The sequence below is a fragment of the [Clostridium] aerotolerans DSM 5434 genome (assembly GCF_000687555.1).
GTDB classification, from domain to species: Bacteria; Bacillota; Clostridia; order Lachnospirales; family Lachnospiraceae; genus Lacrimispora; species Lacrimispora aerotolerans.
In genome coordinates, this window is record NZ_JHWJ01000005.1 from 115484 (window position 1) to 139974 (window position 24491).

Sequence of the window (24491 nt, forward strand, 5' to 3'; positions counted from 1 at the left end):
CGAAAAGGAGTATCATGAGACGTGTTTTTTTCAATGTACTGCTGATTATTCTGGCATTTACCATTCAAAACTGTATATTCCCATTGCTGCCGTTTTTATCAGCGTCTCCAAATCTGCTTTTAATTCTGACCTTTTCCTTCGGCTTCATGCATGGAAAAGAGGCAGGAATGTATTACGGTCTGCTTTCCGGGTTGCTGATGGATCTGTTTTATACTGGTCCCTTCGGCTTTTATACCCTGATTTTTCTATATGTAGGGTATGTGAATGGTATTTGCACCAAGTATTATTACGAAGATTATATTACCCTTCCATTAATACTCAGTGTACTGAATGAATTGACTTACAACTTTTACATTTATGTTTTCCGGTTCCTGATCCGCCAAAAGCTGCGGATTGGATACTATTTTGTTAATATCGTGCTGCCGGAAATCATTTTTACCGTAGTGACGACACTGCTTCTTTATCGTGTATTAATGATTATAAATCGTCATTTGGAAGACATAGGAAAAAGAGGAGATTCGAACATTGTTTAGGGATTTATTGGACATCGTTTCTGAGTTTTTTAAAAAAGCTGTATCATCCCGGCTTTTCGTACTTGGAATCATTTGTTTTGCCATGTATGTCGGCTTAATTAACAAGCTGTTCCATATGCAGATTATCAATGGAGAAAAGGCCCTTAATGAATATTTCCAGATAACAGAGCAGACCATCACCACAGCTGGTACGAGAGGCAATATTTATGACAGGAATGGTAAGGTCTTAGCTTATAACAAGCTGGCTTACTCGGTGACGGTTCAGGATAACGGAGCCTATAAAACTCCAGCCGCCAGAAACAATATGTACTTGAACCTGGTGAGAATCCTTCAGAACCATAAAGAGACCATTCAGAGTAAATTTGAAGTGGCCATAGACTCAAATGGAGATATGGTTTATACCTCTTCCTCTGAAACGTCAAGAAAAAGATTCCTTCGTGATTATTACGGATTAAAAAGTATAGACGAGCTGGATGATGAAAAGGGGAAGTATCCCTCGAATTTAAGCGCAAGAGAGTTATTTGATTGGGCCTGCAAAGAAAATGGCTTAAAGGATTTGAAAGACACGAAAGAGAACATAATCACTTTAACTGACCAGGAAGCCCTTGATATTATAAATATTAAATACGCCCTTCGTCTCATGTCCTACCGGAAATATGAAGCGACGACAGTAGCCTCCCAGGTGAGTGATGAGACAGTGGCGGATATCTTGGAGCATCTTAGTGATTTACAGGGAGTCAGTGTAGAGGAAACCACCATTCGGGCCTATAATTACAGCATTCCATTTGCCCCTATTATCGGTTATACGGGAAAGGTACCTGAGGATCAGTTGGAGGATCTTCAGAAGAAGAAAGATGACTATGATATTAACGATATCGTAGGACGTACCGGCATTGAATACACCATGGAACATGAGCTTCAGGGAACCAAGGGCAAGAAGACCATATACAAAGACAGCGTAGGAAGAATCCGTGAAACCAAGGATCAAACCGATTCCTCTGCTGGAAATGATGTATATTTAAATCAGGATGCGGACCTTCAGGTTGGTATTTATCATTTGATTGAACAGTCTTTAGCTGGTGTTCTCATAAAAACCATTGTGAATGGTGATTATAAAACCGGGGCTAATACCGATGGTTCTAATATGAAAATCCCTGTTAAGGATGCTTATTATCAGCTGATCAATAACAATGTACTATCCTTAAAGGAACTGGAGGAAACAGATGCCTCTGCGGTTGAAAAAAATATCTATTCCAAATACATATCTTCTCAAAAACAGATATTTGCAAATTTAAGAAATGAATTAATGAGTGCCCATCCCACACCGATGAAGGATCTGCCGGAAGATATGAAAGCTTATATGTTTTATATCTATACCTATTTGTCAGGCCCCACGGTTGGTATCATTAAAGAAGATCAGGTAGATACTTCAAGTGAAGAATACCAGGCCTGGAAATCCAATGAGATGAGTCTCAGGGATTATCTTTATTATGGAATTGCAAACGGCTGGGTGGATACCACAAAGCTTGAAACCGGTTCCAAATATTCCAATGCAGATGATACCTTTGAACAGCTTATTAATTATGTACTGACCAATCTGGAAGGGGACCGTAACTTCACCAAGAGGATTTACCGTTACCTGATTAATGACGATGTTATTACCGGTCAGGAACTGTGCCTCGCCCTGTACGACCAGGGAGTATTAAAGGATGACGGTCAGGATGCGGCCCAGCTTAGAGCCACCGGAGATGCCTACTCCTTCCTGTTAAAAAAGCTGTCCACCTTGGAGATCACACCGGCCCAGCTGGCATTATCGCCCTGTAACGCTGGTGTTGTAGTTACTAATGATAAAACAGGCGAAGTTCTTGCATTGGTTTCTTATCCTGGGTATGATAACAACCGGATCGGAGACGGGACCTATTTCAGTCAGCTTCAGGCAGACATGTCTCTGCCCCTTTATAACAATGCGACTCAGACGAGAAAAGCACCAGGTTCTACCTTTAAGCCGATTACAGCAGTTGCGGCACTGGAAGAACGAGCCATTACAACCGATGAGACCATAAACTGTACCGGCATCTATACAGATGTGGAACCGCCAATTAAATGCTGGATTTATTCCGGGCATCACGGCCCTTTGAATATAGTAGGTGGAATTGAAAATTCCTGTAACTTTTTATTTGCGGATTTAGGGCATCGTTTGTCAACCGATGCCGGAGGCGTATACTCCCCAGATTTGGGCCTTGATGTTTTACGCACTTACGCAACCAAGTTCGGACTGGATCATAAGTCCGGCGTAGAAATTGCAGAGCTTGATCCTCAGATTTCCAAAGAAGCTCCCGAGCGTTCTGCCATGGGACAGGGAAGCCATGCGTACACCAATGTACAGCTTTCCAGATATGTGGCAGCCATCGCAAACAGGGGAACCGTTTTTGAACTCAGTTTACTTGATAAAACAACGGATTCTGAAGGCAATCTGATACAAGATTATACCCCTAAGATTTCTTCTCATATTGACGCGGCGACAACAACGTGGGATACTGTACAACAGGGAATGAGAGAAGTGATTGCAAATGGTTCAACCAAAAGGTTGTTTCAAGACCTTGAAGTGGAGATTGCAGGTAAGACAGGTACCGCTCAGGAAGCCCGCAACAAACCCAACCATGCTTTCTTCATTTCTTATGCGCCATATGACAATCCGGAAATCTGTGTTACTGTGAATATTCCGTATGGCTACTCATCATCCAATGCGGCCAATATTGCGAAGAATGTTTACAAATACTACTATGGTTATACTGACTTAGAATCCATTGTAAACGCGGGTGCCCTGGATGCAGCGAAAGTCAATATTCGCGATTAACTAGGATAAGAGGTGATATGATGCATAATACCGTAGTAATTAAGAGCAACAGAGCAGGTATGACTGTCATCCTGGACCCCGACCTCCCTTTCCCTCAGCTTCTTTCTGATATTGGGAAAAAATTCGGGGATAATTCAAAATTCTGGGGATCAGTACAAATGACCCTGACTCTAGAAGGCAGGCAATTAACTTCTGAAGAAGAATTCGCAATCATCAACCAGATTACGAATAACTCCAATGTGGAAATTATCTGTATTGTCGATACGGATGCGAACCGGTTGGAGCGATGTGAAAAAGCACTCAATGAGAAACTTATGGAGCTGTCCTGTCAGACCGGCCAGTTCTTTAAAGGTAATTTGCAAAACGGAGAGACCTTGGAATCGGAAGCCAGCATTGTCATTATTGGAGACGTGTGCAAAGGTGCTAAGGTGCTTGCTAAGGGAAATGTCATTGTTCTTGGCAAGTTAACCGGAACCGTATGTGCCGGGGTAGCTGGTAATAAGAGCGCACTGATCACCGCTCTTGATATGGCTCCCATACAGCTGCGTATCGCAGACTGTACTTCAGGTCTTGATGGCCGTGGCAGGCGTTTGGGCAGGGGACCCATGAAGGCTTATCTTGAAAATAATAAGGTCATTGTTAAACCAATGAAAAAAAGTATGGAAATATTCCATAAATTAAGGTAAAATAGTATAAGGTATAAAAATCAGGAGGATATGGTATGTGTGAAATCATCGTAATCACTTCTGGAAAAGGCGGGGTAGGCAAAACGACAACTTCTGCCAACGTCGGTACCGGACTGGCAATTCTTGGGAAAAAGGTAGTTCTGATTGATACTGATATCGGACTGCGAAACCTTGATGTAGTCATGGGTCTGGAAAACCGCATCGTTTACAATTTAGTAGACGTGGTAGAAGGGAACTGCCGTATGAAGCAGGCCCTGATAAAAGACAAAAGATACCCGAACTTATTTTTACTTCCCTCTGCACAGACGAGGGACAAGACTGCTGTTACACCCGGCCAGATGGTAAAGCTGGTTGACGATTTAAGGGATGAATTTGATTTTATTATCCTTGATTGTCCTGCCGGGATTGAACAGGGCTTCCAAAACGCCATTGCAGGCGCTGGCAGAGCCATAGTCGTTACAACACCGGAGGTTTCTGCGATCCGGGATGCAGACCGTATTATCGGACTTTTAGAAGCCGCTGATATGGGAAGCATTGAATTGATTGTTAACCGGATACGGGCTGACATGGTAAAGCGCGGAGATATGATGTCGTTAGATGATGTAATGGACATACTTGCGGTAGATATCATAGGAGCTGTACCGGATGATGAGGATATTGTTATTTCCTCCAATCAGGGAGAGCCGCTGGTAGGCATGGGAACCCCAGCGGGACAAGCTTACATGGATATCTGCAGAAGGATTGCCGGCGAGAACATCCCGATTCAGAATCCAGCCGTGCGCGAAGGCCTGTTCTTCAAACTCTCAAATCTCTTAAAGAGAGCATAGGAGGGTTTGATATGAGCCTGTTTCCTGTATTCCGCAAGAAGAATTCAGGAGAAATTGCAAGAAATCGTCTGAAACTTTTGCTGGTTGCGGACAAGGCTGATTGTTCTCCTGAAATCATGCAGATGATAAAAGACGATATGATCCGTGTAGTATCAAGATACATGGATATAGATTCCGACAGAATAGAGATACAGATGAAGAAGTTAAAGCAGCCGGACTGTGAAGGTTTTTCTCCGGTGCTTTATGCTAACATCCCTATCCGCGATGTACCTGACAAGGGGATATATTAATTATGTTTTCAGAAATCAACTTAAAGTTTTATAATTACCGTTTAGTTTTATATATGATAATTTTGTCCGTGACTGGAATCCTGGTGGTGGCAAGTGCCTCCAATCAGGACTCCTCTATTGTGACGAAGCAGATCATAGGAGTTATGGTAGGGTTTGCCTTGGCTATCGGCATTTCTATCATTGATTATCACAACATAACAAAGCTGTATGTTTTGGTTTATGCAGGCTGCATCATTTTACTGGGGGCGGTACTGGTTATGGGGCATACGGCGGGAGGTGCAACCAGATGGATCAACCTTCCGGGTATCGGTCGCATCCAGCCCTCTGAATTCGTAAAAATAGGATTAATTATATTCTTCTCCTGGTACTGGAATAAATATCAGGAGAAGATGAATATGCCGGTCATGATAGGAATGGCGGCAGGACTAGCTGCCATTCCTATCGGCCTTATTTTTGCAGAACCAAACCTGTCAACCAGTCTTGTGGTCACCATTATCATTCTTTGTATGGTTTTTTCCGCAGGAATCAGTTATCGTTGGATCGGTGGAGTGCTTGCAGTGGCAATACCTGCAGGCGCGCTTTTTATATTCCTGCTGACAAAGGGCCTAATTCCTTTTATTCACGACTACCAGGCACGGCGTATTCTTGCGTGGATTTACCCGCATGCCGAGCAATATGCAGAAAATCTGTATCAGCAAAAAAATTCAATCATGGCAATCAGTTCCGGCCAGCTTCAGGGGAAGGGACTTTTTAATACGACAATCGCATCTGTAAAAGATGGGAATTTCTTATCAGCTGGAGAAACCGACTTTATTTTCGCTATCATTGGCGAAGAGATGGGGTTTCGTGGCAGTGTAATCATCATTCTCATTATTGGTCTTGTTGTTTTTGAATGCCTTTATATGGCAGCCCGTTCCAAAGACTTATCAGGAAGACTGATTTGTACGGGTATGGCAGCTTTGATTGGTTTTCAGGCATTTGCTAATATTGCAGTGGCGACACAGATTTTCCCAAATACAGGCCTCCCGCTTCCGTTTATCAGCTCGGGAGTCAGTTCGCTCATTAGTATTTTTATGGGCATGGGGCTGGTGCTGAATGTTGGATTGCAACGCAAAATCGGTAATTAATAGGAGGTATATCGTTATGAATATAGGATTAGTTGCACATGATTCTAAGAAAAAACTGATGCAGAACTTCTGCATTGCCTACAGAGGCATTTTAAGCAAGCATATGTTATATGCAACCGGGACAACCGGACGATTGATTGAGGAAGTAACAAATTTAAACGTTCATAAATATCTGGCAGGGCATTTGGGCGGAGAACAGCAGCTTGGATCTCAAATTGAGCACAATGAGATTGATCTGGTGGTCTTCTTAAGAGACCCTCTTACTCAGAAATCCCATGAACCGGATATTGTCAATATTATGAGCACCTGTGATATGCACAATATTCCCCTTGCAACCAACCTTGCAACTGCAGAGCTTTTAATCAAATCTCTGGAGCGAGGAGATCTTGAATGGCGGGAAATGTACAAATAAAGAGGTGTTTTTTGTGAAAAGAAAAGCTTTAGTAATGTCAGGCTTCCTTTCCGTTGCCATACTGTTAACGGGATGCTCTGGTCTGCGTAAGCTTGACAATCCATATGTATTTTCGGAACGGACGGCTCTTTATGCGGCTGGAAGTAAAACGGATAAATCAGATACCTTTGCCCAGAATCTTTGTGTCATTTCGGAAGACGTGGCCAGCCAGGACAGTAAAGTTACAGCGGAAGCAGCCGCTGTTTTTGACCTTACAAAAGGATCTGTGATCTTTGCTAAAAATCCGTTTGAGCGAATGTATCCTGCAAGCATTACAAAAACCATGACCGCTCTTGTTGCCTTAAAATACGGCAATTTGTCAGATGAAATTACAGTGACAAAAGCTGCTGTGATTACGGAGCCTGGATCCAGCTTGTGTGGGATTAAACCAGGTGATAAGGTGACTTTGGAGCAGCTTTTATATGGACTCATGCTTCCCTCCGGTAACGATGCAGGAGCAGCCATCGCGGAGCACATTGCAGGCGATGCAGACGCCTTTGCCAAGATGATGAATGAGGAAGCGGTGAGGGTGGGGGCCACTGGCACCCATTTCATGAATCCTCATGGACTGAACAATGAAAATCATTATACGACGGCTTATGATTTGTACTTAATCTTTAACGAGGCTTTAAAATATCCGGAATTCCGTAAAATTATCGGGACAGACCGTTACACCACTACTTATCAGGATAAAGATGGAAATCCAGTCAATGTTACCTGGAAGGATACCAACCGTTATCTGACTGGTGAGAAAAAGATGCCACAGGGACTTACCGTTCTTGGTGGGAAAACGGGCACTACCCAGGCAGCCGGAAGCTGTCTCATCATGGGAAGCTCGGATGACTCTAAGAATGAATACATTTCCGTAGTTTTAAAGGCTTCCAATCACGCGACTCTCTACGATAACATGACAAATATATTAAATAAAATAGCAGAATAATCATTGCCTTTCTTATGAATTTGTACTATAATTAGATTAATCCGAATAAACTTTTTATACAAATTAAATAATGCAAGGAGGAGATTGCTATGGTGCAGATAATAGCGGGAAAAAAGGGTAAGGGAAAGACAAAGCATCTGTTAGACAGAGCGAATTTCGCTGTAAAAGACTCAAAAGGCTCAATCGTGTACTTGGACAAAAGCTCTAAGCACATGTATGAGCTAAGCAACAAAATCCGTCTCATTAATGTGAATGAGTATCCGATAACATCTAGTGAAGGATTTATTGGTTTTATCTGTGGTATCATATCTCAGGATCATGATTTGGAAATGATGTTTTTTGACAGTTTTTTGAGGCTGGCCTGTTTGGAAGGAGAAGACATATCTGAGACCATTGCAACTTTGGAAAAAATCGGTGAAAAGTATCACGTAACTTTCGTTCTAAGCGTTTCAATTGATGCGGAACATCTGCCGGAGAACGCTAAGGCCGATGTGATTGTTTCATTATAATCATAGATAATAAACAGGGGGCTGGATAACGGTCCCCTTTATTTTTCTTGAATTTTTAGAAGTTTCCTTTTATAATGTATGAAAGGAAAGGAGGCGTCAGGTTGGCAAAACAAAAGGCAACGCAGCCAGGAAAGAAAGCTGCACGACCAAAGAAGAACAAAAAAATAATCCGGTACCGACGGCCTCTGAATATCAATGTTGGCATGATCATCTTTGCGCTGATTTTTGTTTATATGGTGTTCAGTGTAACCGCTTACCTTCGAAGAGATAAAGTAATGTTTTATGAAGTGCAGGAAGGAAGCATTGTAAACAATAAAAATTACACAGGTATCATTCTCCGTCAGGAGGAGGTTAAGAATACAGACCGTTCCGGCTATGTAAACTATTACGTAAGAGAGGGCAAACGGGCTTCCACTGGAACCAGAGTATATTCCATTGATGAGACCGGGACGATTGCCACTTTTCTTGCGGAAAACGCTCAGGATAAGGTAGCGTTAAAGCCAGAAAACTTATCTGGTCTTAAAAAGCAGCTGACCTCTTTTAGTCTCGCCTACAACAGTGACCGCTTTCAGTCTGTTTACGATACTAAATTATCTGTAGACGCGGAGATCCTTGAATACATGAACTTTAACAGTCTGGACAACCTTGGAGAGCAGATGGACAAGGCTGGTGTTAATTTTCAGCAGGTGAAATCCGATCAGGCTGGAATTGTTTCCTATGGCATTGATTCCTATGAGGCACTGAATTCTTCCGCTATATCAGAAGAGGTGTTTGACCGTACGAAGTATACAAAAAACATAACCAAGTCCGGCAGTCTGATTGAAAAAGGAGTGCCAGTATATAAGCTCATTACATCTGATTTATGGTCCGTTGTGTTTCCGCTTGCCGAAGAGGATGCAAAAACTTATGGAGATAAGACAAGCCTTACCGTACAATTTTCAGGCCATGATTTAAAGATTCCAGGAAATTTTACCGTATTTACCGGTACCGATGGAAAAACCTATGGCAAACTTGATTTTGACAAATACATGGTGCAATTCGCTTCGGATCGATTTGTGGACTTTGAAATAGTCTCTCAGAGAGCTGATGGTCTTAAGATTCCTGTGACTGCAGTAACTAAGAAAGACTTTTTACTGGTACCAATGGATTACATGACGCAAGGCGGAGACAGCACAGAAACTGGCTTTAATAAAGAGGTCTATTCTCAGTCCGGCACTTCTGTGGTCTTTGTCCCAACTGAGATCTATTATTCTGAAGGCAATAATTACTATATTGAGATGAATGATAAGGACGGCTTTAAGGCTGGCGATTACATTGTTAAGCCCAACTCCACTGATCGGTATCAAGTCGGGCCAAGCGCATCCTTGCAGGGAGTTTACAATATTAACAAGGGATATGCCGTGTTCAAGCAGATTGATGTATTGTCATCCAATGATGAGTACTATACCATTAAGAAAAATATGACCTATGGGCTGGCTGTTTACGATCATATTGTATTGAATGCAGAGACTGTCAGCGAAGGGGAATTAATATATCAATAAGAGGTGATTAAATTGATTCTGGAAAATCTGGAAGAAGTAAATAAACGAATTTTATCCGCATGTGAAAAAGCTGGGAGAGATCCCAAAGAAGTGACCCTTATTGCAGTTAGTAAAACAAAGCCAGCTTCTATGATAGAAGAGGCATATGGTGCTGGAGTCCGTGATTTTGGGGAAAATAAAGTTCAGGAATTGTGTGAAAAACACAAGGAACTTCCACAGGACATCAAATGGCATATGATTGGTCATCTGCAGCGTAATAAGGTGAAGCAGATCATTGGAAAAACAGTGCTGATTCATAGCGTTGATTCCCTTCGTCTTGCAGAGCAGATCGAGGAAGAAGCTGGGAAACAGGATTTAATCATTGATATCCTCCTGGAAATAAATGTGGCTGAAGAAGACAGTAAGTTTGGCTTTAAACTAGAGGAAGCAGAAAGCGCCATTTTAAAAATCGCCACCTTTCCCCATGTTAGGATAAAAGGCCTCATGACTATTGCACCTTTTGTTGAAAATTCTGAGGAAAATCGTTCCGTTTTTAAAAAATTAAGACAATTTTATGTTGACATGCAAAGGAAAAACATTGATAATGTTAGTATGAGTTTGCTCTCAATGGGTATGACCGGAGACTATGAAGTTGCAATAGAAGAAGGTGCTACTCTTGTTAGAGTCGGTACCGGTATTTTCGGTACAAGATATAAGATTGGAGAGAATGAAGTATGAGCATTTTAGGCAAACTGATGGATAGCATGCGCTTAAATGATACAGATGATGACGATGATTACTATTTAGATGATGATTACGAGGATGAAAAAGAAAAGCCTGCAAAGAAAACACTCTTTTCCAAAAAGACTGATGATGAATACTACGATGAAGAAGAGGAATATGAACAGAAGCCTCGTTTTCTGTCCCGTTCTCCCAAGGTAGTGCCGATGAAGCAATCAAGAACCATGGAAGTTTCGATGGTAAAACCGACTTCCATTGAAGATGCGAAAGAAATATGCGATCATATGCTGGCTGGAAAAGCAGTTGTACTTAACATGGAAGGAATTCACACGGAAGTGGCCCAAAGGATCATAGATTTTACATCAGGCGCTACTTATTCCATGAATGGCAATCTGCAGAAAATATCAAATTACATATTCATAGCAACTCCTGAATCTGTTGAATTGTCCGGGGATTTCCAGGACTTACTTAACAGTGGAAGCTTGGATATGGGCGGTATGAATCTACGTCTTTAGATCGCTTTTTATAATGCAATAACATATTTTATGGTACAAGCAGATGATTTTCCGTTACATTCACTTATTTATATGCGAGGCCAAAAAGCTGAGCAATGGTGAAAAGGAGAATTGTTTGCTTTCTTCCATAATATAGGCAGACAAATTTTACGACGGAGGAATCGCATCATGGGAGATAGAGTTCCGGTACACATGAATGGTGACTTTCAGTATGACATTGTTATGGAGATGACATTTGATGGTCTGGAGAGGGAATTGCACGAATTTGGCTTACAGGGTCGCAGAATCTGTATCGTCACAGATTCTAATGTTGCGGCTCTTTATTTAGATGAAGTGGAAGCGATTGTCTCCCGTTGCTGCAGGGAAGCCTCTCATTTTATTTTTCCCGCAGGAGAGGAACATAAGAATCTGGATACGGTCAGGAGCTTATATGAGATTCTTATAAAAAGGCAATTCGACCGTCACGATGTTCTATTGGCATTAGGCGGCGGAGTCGTAGGCGATTTATGCGGTTTTGCGGCTGCCACTTATTTAAGAGGTATTTCCTTTATTCAGGTCCCAACGACTCTGCTGTCTCAGGTGGACTCAAGCATCGGTGGAAAAACTGGTGTTGATTTTGATGCTTACAAAAACATGGTAGGCGCGTTTCATATGCCTAAGCTTGTGTATACCAACATATCCGCATTAAAGACGCTTTCTCCGGAACAGTTTTCCTCTGGAATGGGAGAAGTCATTAAACATGGGCTGATCCGTGATGCTTCCTACTATCAATGGCTGAAGGATCATGCTTCTATGATTCAAGCCAGAGACCTAGAGCATCTAAAAGAGATGGTAAAGATCAGTAACCACATAAAGCGTGAGGTGGTGGAAAAGGATCCTACGGAGCAAGGCGACAGAGCCCTCTTAAATCTTGGTCATACCCTGGGACATGCCATTGAAAAGCTGGCTGATTTCAAGCTGCTACACGGCCATTGTGTGGGGCTTGGCTGCATCGCTGCTATGGCCATTTCCATTCATAGGGGAATGATTCAGGAAGAGGAGCTTACGAGGCTTAATGAGCTTATGAAGGACTTTGACATGCCATTGACTGTCAGCGGTCTTTCCTCCCAGGACATTGTGAGTCTTACAAAGAATGATAAAAAGATGGATTCCGGTACCATCCGGTTTATCCTGTTAGAACAGATAGGGAAGGCGTACGTTGATAAGACTGTAACAGAAACAGAAATGTCAAAGGGTCTTATCCCCATCTTAGCATAAGGAGATTTTATGAATCAGAAGACAAAACTAATCATTGGACTAATCATCGGCTTTTTTGCAGCAATCGGGTTAGACCAGTGGACCAAGCTCCTGGCGGTAAAGCATCTTATGGATCAGAGTGCTTATAACATCTGGACCGGAGTCTTTGAATTATTATATTCCGAGAACCGTGGAGCAGCCTTTGGCATGCTTCAGGGAAAGCAGTTTTTTTTCCTGTTAGTTGCTATAGCCGTATTATCAGTAGCTGTTTTTGCAGTTATTCGTATGCCAGCCACGAAAAAATATCTGCCTCTTCATGTCATTGCCATGTTTTTATCAGCAGGAGCAGTAGGAAACATGATAGACCGATTTACACGGGGCTATGTGGTAGACTTTCTTTATTTCAGACTGATTAACTTTCCAATTTTTAACGTTGCAGACTGTTATGTTACCATTTCCATGTTCTTTTTTATCATTCTCTTCTTTTTTTACTACAAGGAAGAGGATTTATCATGCCTGAACCTTGGAAAGAAGGAGGTTTAACAGTGAATCTAGAATTTACCGTAACAGCTGAAGAAGCCGGGATTCGGATTGACCGGTATTTATCCGACCGATGCAGTGAGGTATCCCGCTCTTATTTGCAAAAGCTGTTAAAGGATGAAACTGTATTAGTAAACCAGAAGACAGTCAAAAGCAACTATAAGGTGTGCCCCAACGATTATATCCTGTTATGCATTCCAGAAGCCATAGAGCCTGAGATTGAAGCAGAGGACATGCCGCTTAACATTATCTATGAGGATAAGGATATCATCCTCATCAATAAGCCTAAGGGCATGGTAGTACACCCGGCGGCAGGCCATTACAGCGGAACGCTGGTCAATGGTTTAATGGCCCATTGCCGGGAAGACTTATCTGGGATCAACGGCGTAATGCGCCCTGGAATCGTTCATAGGATTGATATGGATACGACGGGGGTGCTCATTGTCTGCAAGAACGATATGGCCCATAACTCCATAGCAGAGCAATTAAAGGAACACTCCATTACGAGGAAATACTATGCCGTGGTCCATGGAGTCTTAAAAGAGGATGAAGGGACTGTAAATGCCCCAATAGGCCGTCATCCGGTAGACCGCAAGAAGATGAGCATTAACGAAAAGAATGGAAGAGAAGCCGTGACTCATTACCGGGTTTTAGAACGATACCGGCAGTTTACCTATGTAGAATGCCAGCTGGAGACAGGTCGGACTCATCAGATCAGGGTTCATATGGCAAGCATCAATCATCCTCTGTTAGGAGATTCTGTTTACGGTCCCGCTAAGTCACCATTTCGCCTGACCGGACAGACACTCCATGCAGGAGTACTTGGTATTATACATCCCAGAAGCGGGGAATATATGGAGTTTACCGCGCCCCTTCCTGAATATTTTGAGGATTTATTAAGAAAACTACGAACCACTTAGAAGATTGTCTAAGTGGTTTTTTCTATATAGAAAACTGTTTAATATCAGAATAAATATAGATTTTTCAGATATTTCGATGTATAATATTACCATCAGATAACTGGAAGGAGTGATCGATATGAGTAAACATCCGGTAATTACAATTGGAAGACAATGCGGAAGTTCCGGAAAGGTCATTGGTCAGAAACTGGCAGAAGAATTAGGAATTAAATGTTATGACAAGGAGCTTCTTGCACTTGCATCGAAAAACAGCGGACTTAGTGAGGAGCTGTTTGAATCTCACGATGAAAAGCCAACCAGCAGCTTTTTATATTCCCTGGTAATGGATACCTATTCTTTGGGTTTTACAACCTCCGGTTATATGGATATGCCAATTAACCATAAACTGTTTCTGGCACAGTTTGAAACCATCAAAGAGCTTGCCATGGAAGAACCGTGTGTTATCGTTGGAAGATGTGCAGATTATGCACTTTCCGATTATCCCAATCTGATATCCGTTTTTATATCTGCAAAGGACGAAGATAAAATCAAATCCTTAAAAGAGCTATACCAGATTGATGATGCTAAGGCTAAAGATTTAATGGTAAAAACAGATAAGCAGCGCTCCAGCTATTATAATTATTACTCCAATAAGAAATGGGGAGATGTAAGGAGCTATGATCTCTGCGTCGACAGAAGCTCTGTTGGGGTTGATGGAGCCGTGAAAGTCATTAAGTGTTTTATAGAAGAGAAGATGAATAGGTTATCATAATATAGCAAAACGGACATTTCTTAATTTCATGGAAATGTCCGTTTCTTTATATAACCCTATTTAATATAGCATATTTAATTTATTCAATCAGATATAACCGTTATTTCAACAGCTATTTCATTTAACCTATTCTACGGTTACTGACTTCGCCAGATTTCTAGGCTGATCCACATCCAGGTTTTTACCAACAGAAGCGTAGTAAGCAATCAGCTGTAAAATAACTGCGATGGGGAATACAGTGAAGCTGTCATTGATATCAGGAATGTTGATCTGAATATCAGATACGCCTTTTTCTATCTGAGCATTTTCTCTGGTCAGCAAAATTACAAATGCACCTCTGGCCTTAACCTCTCTGATGTTAGAGATAGTCTTAGAAAATACCTTTTCCTGTGTGGCAATTGCAATGACAGGAACCTGATCTGTAATGAGCGCTATGGTACCGTGCTTTAATTCTCCGGCAGCATATGCTTCTGCATGGATATAAGAAATTTCCTTTAATTTTAAGGCACCTTCCAGGGAGAATGCATAGTCAAGCCCACGTCCAATGAAGAATGCGTCTGGTTTCTGGATGAGGTGGCTTACCAGATCCTTCACTAATTCCTTCTTCTCAAGCATTGCTTCCATAGCCGGAATAGCATCTAAAAGCTCTTTCATAAAGTCTCTGGCTTCATCCTTGCTGTAGCACTCACGTACATAGGCCATACGGCAGCCAATCATGTAGAGAGCCGCTAATTGTACGGAATAGGCTTTAGTGCTTGCTACTGCAATTTCAGGGCCTGCATGGGTGTATAAAACATAATCACTTTCTCTTGCAATGGTAGAGCCTTTCACATTTACGACGGAAAGCGTTTTTGAACCATAATTCTTTGCAAGACGAAGAGCCGCCAGCGTATCAATGGTCTCTCCTGACTGGGATATGATTATTACCAGTGTCTTATCATCAACCAGGGGTTCTTCATAACGAAATTCTGAGGCAATGGAAACGGTTACAGGTATTCTTAACAAAGGCTCTATGAGAGCTCTGGCTGCCATTCCTGCATGCATTGCGGTACCACAGGCAACAATGTGGATCTGATTGCAGTCCTTTAATACATGATCCGGAATCTGGTCATCCGTAAAATCGGGAAGCCCCTTGACCAGGCGCGGAAGAATGGTGTTCTTTAAAGCGTCTGGCTGTTCATGAATTTCTTTCAGCATAAAATGTGGGAAGCCATTCTTCATAGCTGATTCCGTATTCCAGTTTACTTCCAGAAGCTCTGGCTCCTGTTCCTTCTGGTCTAAATCAAACAGCTGTGTCTGATAAGAGGTAAGCTTTACAATATGATTCTCAGGCACTACGAAATACTGTCTGGTGTAAGGAATCAGGGCAGTCAGATCCGATGCCAGGAATGAACCGGAACGGGTGTAAGCGGCCACCAGTGGGCTTACATTACGGATTGCATATATTTCACCAGGATGATCCTCAAACATCATACAGAAGCTGTAAGAGCCTATTAAGTGGCCAACAAGCTTTGCAATGGCCTCAATGGGGTCCCCCTGATAAATGTGATCCAGCACCCAGGCAGCAACCTCTGTGTCGGTTTCTGAATGAAGCTTATCTTCCAGATGAAATTCTGTAGTAAGCTGATGATAATTTTCAATAATTCCATTATGAACCAGGGTAACGCGCCCAGCTCTGTGAGGATGCGCATTTTCCGTAGTTACGCCGCCGTGGGTTGCCCATCTTGTATGCCCAAGACCGCAGTGGGATACTTCAGTAATATCCTTGCAGCCTTCTTTTAAATTTGAAACCTTTCCAGTATGACGAATGACACGGATATGAGAGTTTTCCATACAAAGAGCAACTCCAGCGCTGTCATAGCCCCGGTATTCCAGCTGAGAAAGTCCCTCCAGCAATATTTTCTTAGAGTCCAAAGGTCCTGTATATCCAATAATTCCACACATATTTTATAATCTCCTTATATTTTCAATTGATTACAGCATTCATAAAAAATCACAGACAAAAAACAGGCTGTCTGTTTCCTCATTTTATGGCAGCTTTTTTTCTTTTATTCATTTGTAAGTTCTCCGGTTCCAGCATGTTTGTTTTGCAGTTACCTGCATATTTCATGTTGGATCACACGCCCGGAGGGCATGGAAGGGCATCCGCCGAATATTCGATAACCCTTCACCTCGTTAACCTTTGGCACCGTTTTTCAGAAAAAACGTTCACGTTCGTACCATCAGGTGCATGGCGCTTAGCTTTGCTATTAGAAATTTATCCTCCTTATAAATTTAGTTTATTATATCCTTTCATCGTTTGTGAGTCAATACCATGATTTACATCTATTTTACGAAAAGTATCTTTTTTATTTTACAATAACTCCTTATAATGAATCATAGGATATGTATAAAGGGACATTTTTCCCCATAAGATCCACTTATCCTGACACTATAAAAATGAAGAAAGGAACAAACTTATGATACGATTAGTAGCATCTGATATGGATGGAACACTTTTAAACCGTTTTGGCAAAGTATCACAATGGAATGTCAATGCGATCAAGGCACTGGAAGATAAAAATATTGGCTTTGTAGTCTGTACTGGCAGGCATTATGAGGATGCGTATGCTCCGCTGAAAGAGGCAGGAATTCAATGCGATATTATCTGCATGAATGGCGCCGCCGCATTTAATAAAAAGGGAGAGAGACTTAGAAACCAGCCCTTGTTAAACAGCCAGGTTGCAATGATTCTTGATATCTGCCGCCCTTATTCCCCGCTTTTTGATTTCATGACCGAATCAGGAAGCTGTACCACAACCAGCCGTGAGGAGCTGAAAAAGAGCTTTGAAAACAGGGTATTTCTTTCCATGGTAGCCGATGAGCTGACCTATGAGACCATAGAAAGCCGTTTTAAGTTTATTACAGAAGATATTCTCTTAAATGGAGAGACAGATATCTTCAAAATTTCGGTGATCCATGAAAATCCCCAAGTCCTGGATCAGATTCGCAGGCAGCTAAAGAAAGAAGACGGTATTTCAATTGCCTCCTCCGCATCCACCAATTTGGAACTGACCCATGAAATGGCTCAAAAAGGCTCTGCACTCATGGAATATGCCGTAAAATCAAAAATTCACCCACGGGAGATCCTTGCTCTTGGAGACAGTGAAAATGACTTGTCCATGTTAAGGCTTCCCATCGGTTACACCGTTGCAATGGGAAATGCTTCTGATGCCGTAAAGCGCAGTGCAAGGCTTATAACAAGAACCAATGAGGAAGATGGTGTGGCTCTTGCCATTGACGCCCTTATTTTATCGAAAGAAGCTGCAGTAAGTTAATTCAATTATATCTTAATAAACTCTTAAATCTTTTTCTCTGTATTTTACGGTCTTCTTATGCTATAGTTCTATCTTAGAAGAAAATAACAGGAATGATAGCAGATGAAAATAGGTAAAACCGTTAAAATACAGATGTCAGCAGCCATGATTATGGCTCTTTTGGGAGGTCTTCTCTGCAAATACTCCCAATCTTATATTTCCGCATACGACAAACCAATCATTGATAAAACAGAACTTATGGCAAGTGCATTGCCAAAAGACAATACAAAAGATGAAAAGGCTCATTTAGATACAGAAGAGGAGCAGCCGGAAACACCGGCCCCCTATGTTCCTTCTCTTACTGCATTTAATCTGGCCTTTCTTTATGGAGAGGGTGACTCCCAGGAAAAAAGTCTGGGTGCAGAAGCAGCGGAAGCTTTGTCTAAGAAAGACTCAGCCTGGCTGGCCTCTATTTATCAGATCGGAGACGAAAGTCCTGAAAAGGTGGCTAAAAAGTTAAATATTCCGGATGCTCCCTTAAGAGGATTATCCTTTCAAAAAGTGAATATTTCTTTTTATAATGAAGCTGGAAAACAGATTTCTCCCCAGTCCAATATCCAGGAAATTATGTCTCTGGCCAATACATATTTTTACTATGCGGCTCCAAATGATTACGACGCTTTTTTAAGCTATGCAAGCCAGCTGTGGGAAAGCTCTCATACCGTTCAATACTCCATCAGTGATATCTATTACTGTGATGGCTCTCTGGAAGGCAATCCAGTCACCCTTCCAGAAACTGTTCCTGCAACCCCCTCAGAAGCCCAACCTGCTATTTCCGAAGCAGAAGAGGAAACAGAAGCATCGAAGGAGATTGGACCAGGTCTTGCCTTAAAAGAAAAAGAAGCCGCAGCCACAGAAGCGGAAACCATAGAAGAATCCGAAGCTACTAAACCAAACCCATGTCCCGGACACGTGGATCTCCATGTCAAGGCGGTAATTACCGGACTTTCTGATTCTAAAAAGGGATTATTTTCTCTGGATACTCTGGGTTCTGAGAAAAATGATTCCATACAGTGGCCAGGCTGGACGGAGGAAACGAAAAAATATGCAGCAAGTCTTTTTGAGCAGGATTGGGCAGAGGCTTATGGGCTTACACTTACACCATCATTTATTTCAAATCCTCTGTCCTACGAAGAGATACAAAGCTATATGGAACGGCTTCCGGATACACTTTCTCAAAGCAGGACAAAACTGATTTATTATGCGTTATCTTCCGTTGGGAGAGTGCCTTATTACTGGGGTGGTAAACCTGCCTGCGCCGGCTATGAGAGAAACAATTTTGGTGCACTGGCAGATCCTGATGAAAAGGGCAGAACGCTGAAAGGACTGGACTGCTCCGGATGGATCAGCTGGATTTATTGGTCTGCCATTCAAAAACGCCTATCCTCTGAGAGTACATCAGGGCTGGCTTCCCTTGGGACACCCATAAAAAGAGAGGATTTACAGCCTGGAGACATCATCCTGAAAACAGGAGATGAGGGGCATGTCGTTATGTTCCTTTGCTGGGAAGATGACGGAGATATGACTGTCGTACACGAATCAAGCGCTTTGGTAGATAATGTGACCGTAACAAAAATGAGCGCAAACTGGCCTTATATCAGAAAACTGATCGACTGATAAAATTAAGAGAAAAGCAAGGACTTACTTATGCTTTTCTGTTAAAATGAAATGGAGTCTGCCTAAGACAAATTGGGAAAGGATTGATATTTCAATCATGGATTATGAAGATGAATTAGACCGAATGCGAGCCCGCAAACGTCATAAAAATGGTATCGGCAGCCGAGGTGAAACTGGACGTCCGGCACCAAAAAAACACCCTCAGCAAGCTGCAAAAGGGGATAGAGTATATTACAGCGACGGAGATGGAAGAAATCCCAGAGCCCGATATACCGGTGCCTCAAGCAGTCCGAAGCGCAACAATCAAAAGAAGAAAAAGCGTAAGCATAAAAGACGTATTATATTGATAGAAATTGCTGTCCTGATTCTTATTTTATTGGCTGGATTCTTTATGTTTAAGCAAAGAACCCACCAAAAAGGATTTTGGACCATTGCCGTTTTCGGAGTGGATTCCAGGGACGGTAAGCTGGATAAAGGAGCTTTATCCGATGTTATTATGCTTTGTAACATCAATAAAGCTACGGGAGAGATTAAACTGGTATCCGTTTACCGGGATACTTATCTAAAGATCAACAGCAAGGGAACGTATCATAAGATTAACGAGGCATATTTTAAAGGCGGCCATAAACAGGCAATGGAAGCCTTAAACGAAAACCTGGATCTAAGCATTGATGATTATGCCACATTTAACTGGAAATCCGTTGCCGATGCCATCAATATTTTAGGCGGCATTGACCTTGAAATAACAGATTCTGAGTTTGCTTACATAAATGGATTCATCACTGAAACAGTAAACTCTACAGGTGTTGGTTCCCATCAATTAAAGCGTGCCGGTATGAATCACCTGGATGGGGTACAAGCAGTGGCTTATGCCAGACTTCGTCTTATGGATACCGACTATAACAGGACCGAACGCCAGCGTAAGGTTGTTAACCTGGCAATGGAGAAAGCAAAGAATGCTGATTTGGCAACCCGTAGTTCCTTAGTAGCTGCCGTGTTCCCACAGGTATCCACCAGCATTGGAGTAAATGACGTTCTATCTATCGCCAAAGGAATTAATAAATATCACATTGGAGAGACCACTGGTTTCCCATTTTCAAGAACTGCTATGAAGATCGGCAAAATGGACTGTGTCATTGCAACCACTCTGGAAAGCAACGTAATACAGCTTCAGCAGGTTCTTTATGGAGTGACCGATTATAGCCCTTCCTTAACAGTGAAGAATATCAGCGGCAAGATCGCCAAGGAAAGCGGCCTGACGGAACCAGGTCAGAATGCTCCTTCAAGCAACGGGTCCGGTGGCAAGAAGAAAAAATCTTCCTCCACAAAAGAAACAGCGCCTCAACAGACGGAACCAGCCGTTGAGACCACAGCTGAGACTACACCGGAAACCACCGAAGAAAATGTAAAAGAAACGACTTCGGTAGAAACAAAAGTGGAGAGCACAGAAGCCCCTACCAACCAGGATGGCAGCTTAATTGGCCCGGGAGCAAAGATCGACGATTCCAATTCAAAGAAAAATGATAAGAAGAAAAATAAAGATAAAAAGGAAACAAAAGAAGAGACAGAACCAATAGATACCCCGGAGCAGCAGAATGAACCGGATCAGCAAGGAGAGTTTGGGCCAGGAATTTAATGAGTTAAAAACTAATCGTAAAACTTGAAAGAAAACGCACTGATCGAAAGACAGTGGGTTTTCTTTTTCGATTATTTTATCCAATGTTTGTAATGTTAAAACTCATATGTTATGATGGTAATAAATGGATATATATGGAGGGAATTGTATATGGGGAAAAGAGTATTAAACAAGAAGTTTGAATTTATTTCAAAGAAGCTGAAAAGAGGAACTTTATTTGTTGCAGCAATATTCATCATTGGATCCATGGAGACAAGTTATTCTGGAGGTATTATAGTTGCAGAGGCACATTCAGGAAGAACAGATTCTCAAGGTGGGCATCATGATAATAAGAACAAAAGTGGTTTAGGAAGCTACCATTATCATCACGGTTATGAGGCCCATTTACACCCCAACGGTGTATGTCCCTATGACAATGGCAATGGAGCATCTACAACAAAGCCATCAAAACAGACCTCTGGGTCAAGTACATCGTCCTCTGAGAAAAAGACAGAACCCGCTCTGAAAATAGAGGATTATAGTCTCATTTTTGAAACAGTCTACTATTATAATAATAACCCAGACCTACAAGAGGCTGTAGGAAATGGCGGCCAGGACCTACTGGAGCACTTCGTTAATTATGGTATGGCTGAAGGCAGAAAAGGGTCAAGTAATTTTGATGTAAAAGTATATAGAGATAGTAACAAAGATTTAGAAGCTGCATATGGAGATAATTTAAAAGAATATTATGAGCATTATAGAATTATTGGGCACAAGGAGAACCGAAAACATAATTAATATATGATTCTTAATATGGTTATGTGGGAGCGCATGAAGCCGTTTCTATTTTGAATACATCTCTATTGACAATATACCAAACAAATTCAAAAATAACGTCCTCATTTTGTCGATTTTAGCCTAAAAAACAGTAATATGGAATTGGAAAATTATTGAATTTATGGATTTGTTATGATACTATATTCTAAAAAGGAGGGGTATTTATATGAAAAAATTATTTAAAGTCATTTTAACAACAGTTTTACTAGCTTGTATTATGATTTTACCCGCAAGTGCAGCTCAAGAGCAGACTGTTAACTGGGGAGATACTAATTATCAGATAATTGTTCCGGGGTTTATTGGGGGAAAAGATATAACAATTAATGGTCAAACCACACCAGCAATTGTTATTGAGAAGCCGACAATAAATAGTGAAAACAGATATCATTTTTTTGATATCGTAACAACAGATACAAATGCAACCTTGATTACTTCGACAGTTAGTACTGCTGATACAGTGGTAGGGGATTACATGGTAGATATTCAGGATGGCCGTGTTAGCTACATTCCTTATTTTACTGAAGACTTTAACAGCATATCAAATCAACCTATTTATTTTGGATTTTCATATCGGGATAATAACTTCAATGTAATCAAAGAATTTCCACTTTGGGTTGTGTTCCAAGACAAAGATACAACGACAGGTAATACGAATTAGTAATATTAGTGCCATATAGGACTTTTCTGCTTATATAAATTTGTAAGTAGTGGGAGAGTCCTATTTTTAATACAATTATAGGAATGAGGTGTTAGTTTGAATGACTTATATGAAACAATCAAACCATTCTTAAATAAAACTATATTATCTGAATATAAGTTCGGTTTAGCAGGGGAGGTGTATATTGAGGCAGATAAGTTTGAAGAAGAATACAACCAATATTTTTCGATTTTAGAGAAGTATTTTAGTCTAAAAAAACCGTTTTACTGTAATAGAAATTACACGTATTATTCAGCAGATATAATTGAGATAACAGACTTATTAAAAAATATAGCCATAGATGCACCAATAATTTTGGATTTAGAAATATCGTATGATAATAAAAGATATATTATATTTTCACTTACGGAATATATGTTGTCATGTATAGCAAAATTAGTTGGTGTTATATTTTCTTATACGTCTTTATGTGATAATTATTATAAGGTACTTAAAGAATATCTGATTGATTTGACTGACTATATAACTCGAATTATTTTTGATGAAGAATTGAATCTATTTCCACCGATATCTTTTAGTTTGATTGATAGTATCATGTCGGATATGAAAAAACTTAATATTTACTCTGTTCGCGAATTTTCTGAGATGGACAATATTCTTATTATGTTTGTTACATATTTTGCATTATGTGATTATATTGGAGAACACGATATTATTATTTCGCCTTTGCAGGGAGCAGCACTAATACCACCCTTTTTTATATCTATGCAAAAATATACCAATACCATGAATATTTCTACCGGTTTGGTAGGGTATGAATATATTAGGTATTCAAAATATGATAATACTCATTATTGTGAATTATCCTTGCTTGACCAGGTGCGTTTAGTAAGTACTAAATATCCAGAGAGTACAAATATTTATTGTTAGATGATAGCACAGGTACTGCAACTACGCTAAGATTTATTAAACAAGAATTACTAAAATATTTTAAAAATATCTCAACTTGTGCATTAGAGTATTACTGGGAGGGAAAAATTTTCAAAACTGATTATCCAGCGTTTCAACTAGATGAAATAGATTTAATAACACCACTTTGCTACAGATATTTTAAAATACTTTTGGAACATTTAGAATTCCTAAAGAATGGAAAAGATAATAACTTTAGCTATGATTTAGTCGAGTTTAGTAAAATAAATATGATTTATGATAAGATTGATTATGCTTCATATATAAACAATAATTGCAAAGAGCTTTTAATTAAAAAAAGAACATTGAATATTTATGAGAGAACTAAGGAGATTATGAGGATCCTTTCAAGAACTAATGATTCGTATTAACATTTTTGTTTTATGAAATAGAGATTATCTGATTGTCATGCCTAGATTTAAATTTATAGCCGAAAAGTAAGAGCTTTTTATCTATTTTCACTAATCTACGTTGTACATCTCGTTTTAAAGCGAATTGTAGGGCTTTAACGCAAAAACACATTGACAAACATCTATATGTTTATTATATTGATATATATCTATATATTTACGAATTATAACTACATAAACAAAAATACTATATACGAATTCACATAGGCAGGAAATAAGAAATGGAAAATCATAAAGAATATGTTGCTGTTTTCAAAGCGCTGGGAGACGAAACTCGGTTAAAAATTATAGAAATGTTGTCATGTGGAGAACTATGTGCCTGTGACATTTTAGAATCGTTTCAAATTACACAGCCTACCCTATCTTATCACATGAAAATATTGACCGAGTCTGGTCTTGTCATATCGAGAAAAGAAGGCTCCTGGATGCGTTACCGAAATAATTCAATACTCACAGAAGCAGTAAAGGAGTTTTGGGAAGGCATTACTACACCTTCAGATATTTGTATATGCAAGAATACAAAAGAGATTAATACGTGCGAATAGAAAATATGGTGTATCAAAAAAGTATAGCATAATGATTAACT

At 40.6% G+C, this 24491-nt stretch carries 25 protein-coding genes; 24 read left to right on the forward strand and 1 reads right to left on the reverse strand.

Going from position 1 to position 24491, the window contains the following annotated elements; genetic code table 11:
• Positions 1-14: 14 nt before the first annotated feature.
• The 16 genes from mreD to T546_RS0108960 all read left to right on the forward strand — a co-directional run bounded on the left by mreD (position 15) and on the right by T546_RS0108960 (position 14443).
• The gene (gene mreD / locus T546_RS0108885; RefSeq protein WP_026891307.1) at positions 15-533 is read left to right on the forward strand and encodes a rod shape-determining protein MreD; all 519 of its coding nucleotides are present in this window, start codon (positions 15-17) and stop codon (positions 531-533) included.
• Entirely contained in the window at positions 526-3390 is a 2865-nt protein-coding gene (locus T546_RS0108890; RefSeq protein WP_026891308.1) for a penicillin-binding transpeptidase domain-containing protein, read from the forward strand. The genes mreD and T546_RS0108890 overlap by 8 nt, the downstream gene beginning before the upstream one ends.
• 20 nt (positions 3391-3410) lie before the next feature.
• Entirely contained in the window at positions 3411-4076 is a 666-nt protein-coding gene (locus T546_RS0108895) for a septum site-determining protein MinC (protein ID WP_026891309.1), read from the forward strand.
• A 35-nt stretch (positions 4077-4111) separates the two neighbouring features.
• Positions 4112-4903: a septum site-determining protein MinD gene (gene minD / locus T546_RS0108900; RefSeq protein ID WP_024835921.1), complete on the forward strand. Its 792-nt coding sequence runs from the start codon at positions 4112-4114 to the stop codon at positions 4901-4903.
• A gap of 11 nt (positions 4904-4914) precedes the next feature.
• Positions 4915-5193: a cell division topological specificity factor MinE gene (gene minE / locus T546_RS0108905; protein WP_024835920.1), complete on the forward strand. Its 279-nt coding sequence runs from the start codon at positions 4915-4917 to the stop codon at positions 5191-5193.
• A 2-nt stretch (positions 5194-5195) separates the two neighbouring features.
• Positions 5196-6320 (forward strand): FtsW/RodA/SpoVE family cell cycle protein, encoded by a 1125-nt coding sequence (locus tag T546_RS0108910; protein WP_024835919.1) that lies wholly within the window; start codon positions 5196-5198, stop codon positions 6318-6320.
• 16 nt (positions 6321-6336) lie between these two features.
• On the forward strand, positions 6337-6732 hold the full coding sequence (gene mgsA, locus T546_RS0108915; protein ID WP_024835918.1) for a methylglyoxal synthase: 396 nt from the start codon (positions 6337-6339) through the stop codon (positions 6730-6732).
• Positions 6733-6766: 34 nt separating this feature from the next.
• The gene (locus T546_RS0108920) at positions 6767-7711 is read left to right on the forward strand and encodes a D-alanyl-D-alanine carboxypeptidase family protein (RefSeq protein ID WP_026891310.1); all 945 of its coding nucleotides are present in this window, start codon (positions 6767-6769) and stop codon (positions 7709-7711) included.
• Between the two features lie 89 nt (positions 7712-7800).
• Positions 7801-8220: a hypothetical protein gene (locus tag T546_RS0108925; RefSeq protein WP_026891311.1), complete on the forward strand. Its 420-nt coding sequence runs from the start codon at positions 7801-7803 to the stop codon at positions 8218-8220.
• Positions 8221-8321: 101 nt separating this feature from the next.
• A complete protein-coding gene (locus tag T546_RS0108930) occupies positions 8322-9761 on the forward strand; it encodes an HlyD family efflux transporter periplasmic adaptor subunit (protein ID WP_034598658.1) in 1440 nt (479 codons plus the stop codon).
• 12 nt (positions 9762-9773) lie between these two features.
• Complete coding sequence (locus T546_RS0108935; protein ID WP_026891313.1) at positions 9774-10478, forward strand: YggS family pyridoxal phosphate-dependent enzyme; 705 nt, start codon at positions 9774-9776, stop codon at positions 10476-10478.
• Positions 10475-10996 carry a cell division protein SepF gene (locus T546_RS0108940; protein WP_026891314.1) on the forward strand — a complete coding sequence of 174 codons (522 nt, stop codon included), beginning with the start codon at positions 10475-10477 and terminating at the stop codon, positions 10994-10996. The genes T546_RS0108935 and T546_RS0108940 overlap by 4 nt, the downstream gene beginning before the upstream one ends.
• Before the next feature lie 168 nt (positions 10997-11164).
• Positions 11165-12253, forward strand: coding sequence for a 3-dehydroquinate synthase (gene aroB / locus T546_RS0108945; RefSeq protein ID WP_026891315.1), 1089 nt, complete (start codon positions 11165-11167; stop codon positions 12251-12253).
• 9 nt (positions 12254-12262) lie between these two features.
• A complete protein-coding gene (lspA, locus tag T546_RS0108950) occupies positions 12263-12775 on the forward strand; it encodes a signal peptidase II (RefSeq protein WP_026891316.1) in 513 nt (170 codons plus the stop codon).
• Positions 12745-13692, forward strand: coding sequence for an RluA family pseudouridine synthase (locus T546_RS0108955; protein ID WP_051629691.1), 948 nt, complete (start codon positions 12745-12747; stop codon positions 13690-13692). The genes lspA and T546_RS0108955 overlap by 31 nt, the downstream gene beginning before the upstream one ends.
• Positions 13693-13810: 118 nt before the next feature.
• Positions 13811-14443: a cytidylate kinase-like family protein gene (locus T546_RS0108960; protein ID WP_026891318.1), complete on the forward strand. Its 633-nt coding sequence runs from the start codon at positions 13811-13813 to the stop codon at positions 14441-14443.
• 126 nt (positions 14444-14569) lie between these two features.
• Here the strand turns inward: T546_RS0108960 and glmS are convergent, their stop codons facing one another.
• Entirely contained in the window at positions 14570-16387 is a 1818-nt protein-coding gene (gene glmS / locus T546_RS0108965) for a glutamine--fructose-6-phosphate transaminase (isomerizing) (RefSeq protein WP_026891319.1), read from the reverse strand.
• A 515-nt stretch (positions 16388-16902) separates the two neighbouring features.
• Here glmS and T546_RS0108970 point away from each other — a divergent pair.
• The 8 genes from T546_RS0108970 to T546_RS0109000 all read left to right on the forward strand — a co-directional run bounded on the left by T546_RS0108970 (position 16903) and on the right by T546_RS0109000 (position 24450).
• The gene (locus T546_RS0108970) at positions 16903-17760 is read left to right on the forward strand and encodes a Cof-type HAD-IIB family hydrolase (RefSeq protein ID WP_026891320.1); all 858 of its coding nucleotides are present in this window, start codon (positions 16903-16905) and stop codon (positions 17758-17760) included.
• 102 nt (positions 17761-17862) lie between these two features.
• Positions 17863-19416, forward strand: a complete 1554-nt coding sequence (locus T546_RS0108975) for a C40 family peptidase (RefSeq protein WP_026891321.1) — start codon at positions 17863-17865, stop codon at positions 19414-19416.
• A gap of 97 nt (positions 19417-19513) precedes the next feature.
• Entirely contained in the window at positions 19514-21052 is a 1539-nt protein-coding gene (locus tag T546_RS23175; protein ID WP_034598715.1) for an LCP family protein, read from the forward strand.
• Between the two features lie 150 nt (positions 21053-21202).
• Complete coding sequence (locus T546_RS25905; RefSeq protein ID WP_051629693.1) at positions 21203-21829, forward strand: YHYH domain-containing protein; 627 nt, start codon at positions 21203-21205, stop codon at positions 21827-21829.
• 205 nt (positions 21830-22034) lie between these two features.
• Entirely contained in the window at positions 22035-22526 is a 492-nt protein-coding gene (locus tag T546_RS0108990; protein ID WP_026891322.1) for a hypothetical protein, read from the forward strand.
• 96 nt (positions 22527-22622) lie between these two features.
• Positions 22623-23456: a hypothetical protein gene (locus T546_RS23185; protein ID WP_242842210.1), complete on the forward strand. Its 834-nt coding sequence runs from the start codon at positions 22623-22625 to the stop codon at positions 23454-23456.
• On the forward strand, positions 23450-23866 hold the full coding sequence (locus T546_RS25910; RefSeq protein ID WP_242842211.1) for a hypothetical protein: 417 nt from the start codon (positions 23450-23452) through the stop codon (positions 23864-23866). The genes T546_RS23185 and T546_RS25910 overlap by 7 nt, the downstream gene beginning before the upstream one ends.
• 260 nt (positions 23867-24126) lie before the next feature.
• Entirely contained in the window at positions 24127-24450 is a 324-nt protein-coding gene (locus T546_RS0109000; protein ID WP_026891323.1) for an ArsR/SmtB family transcription factor, read from the forward strand.
• Positions 24451-24491 lie beyond the last annotated feature (41 nt).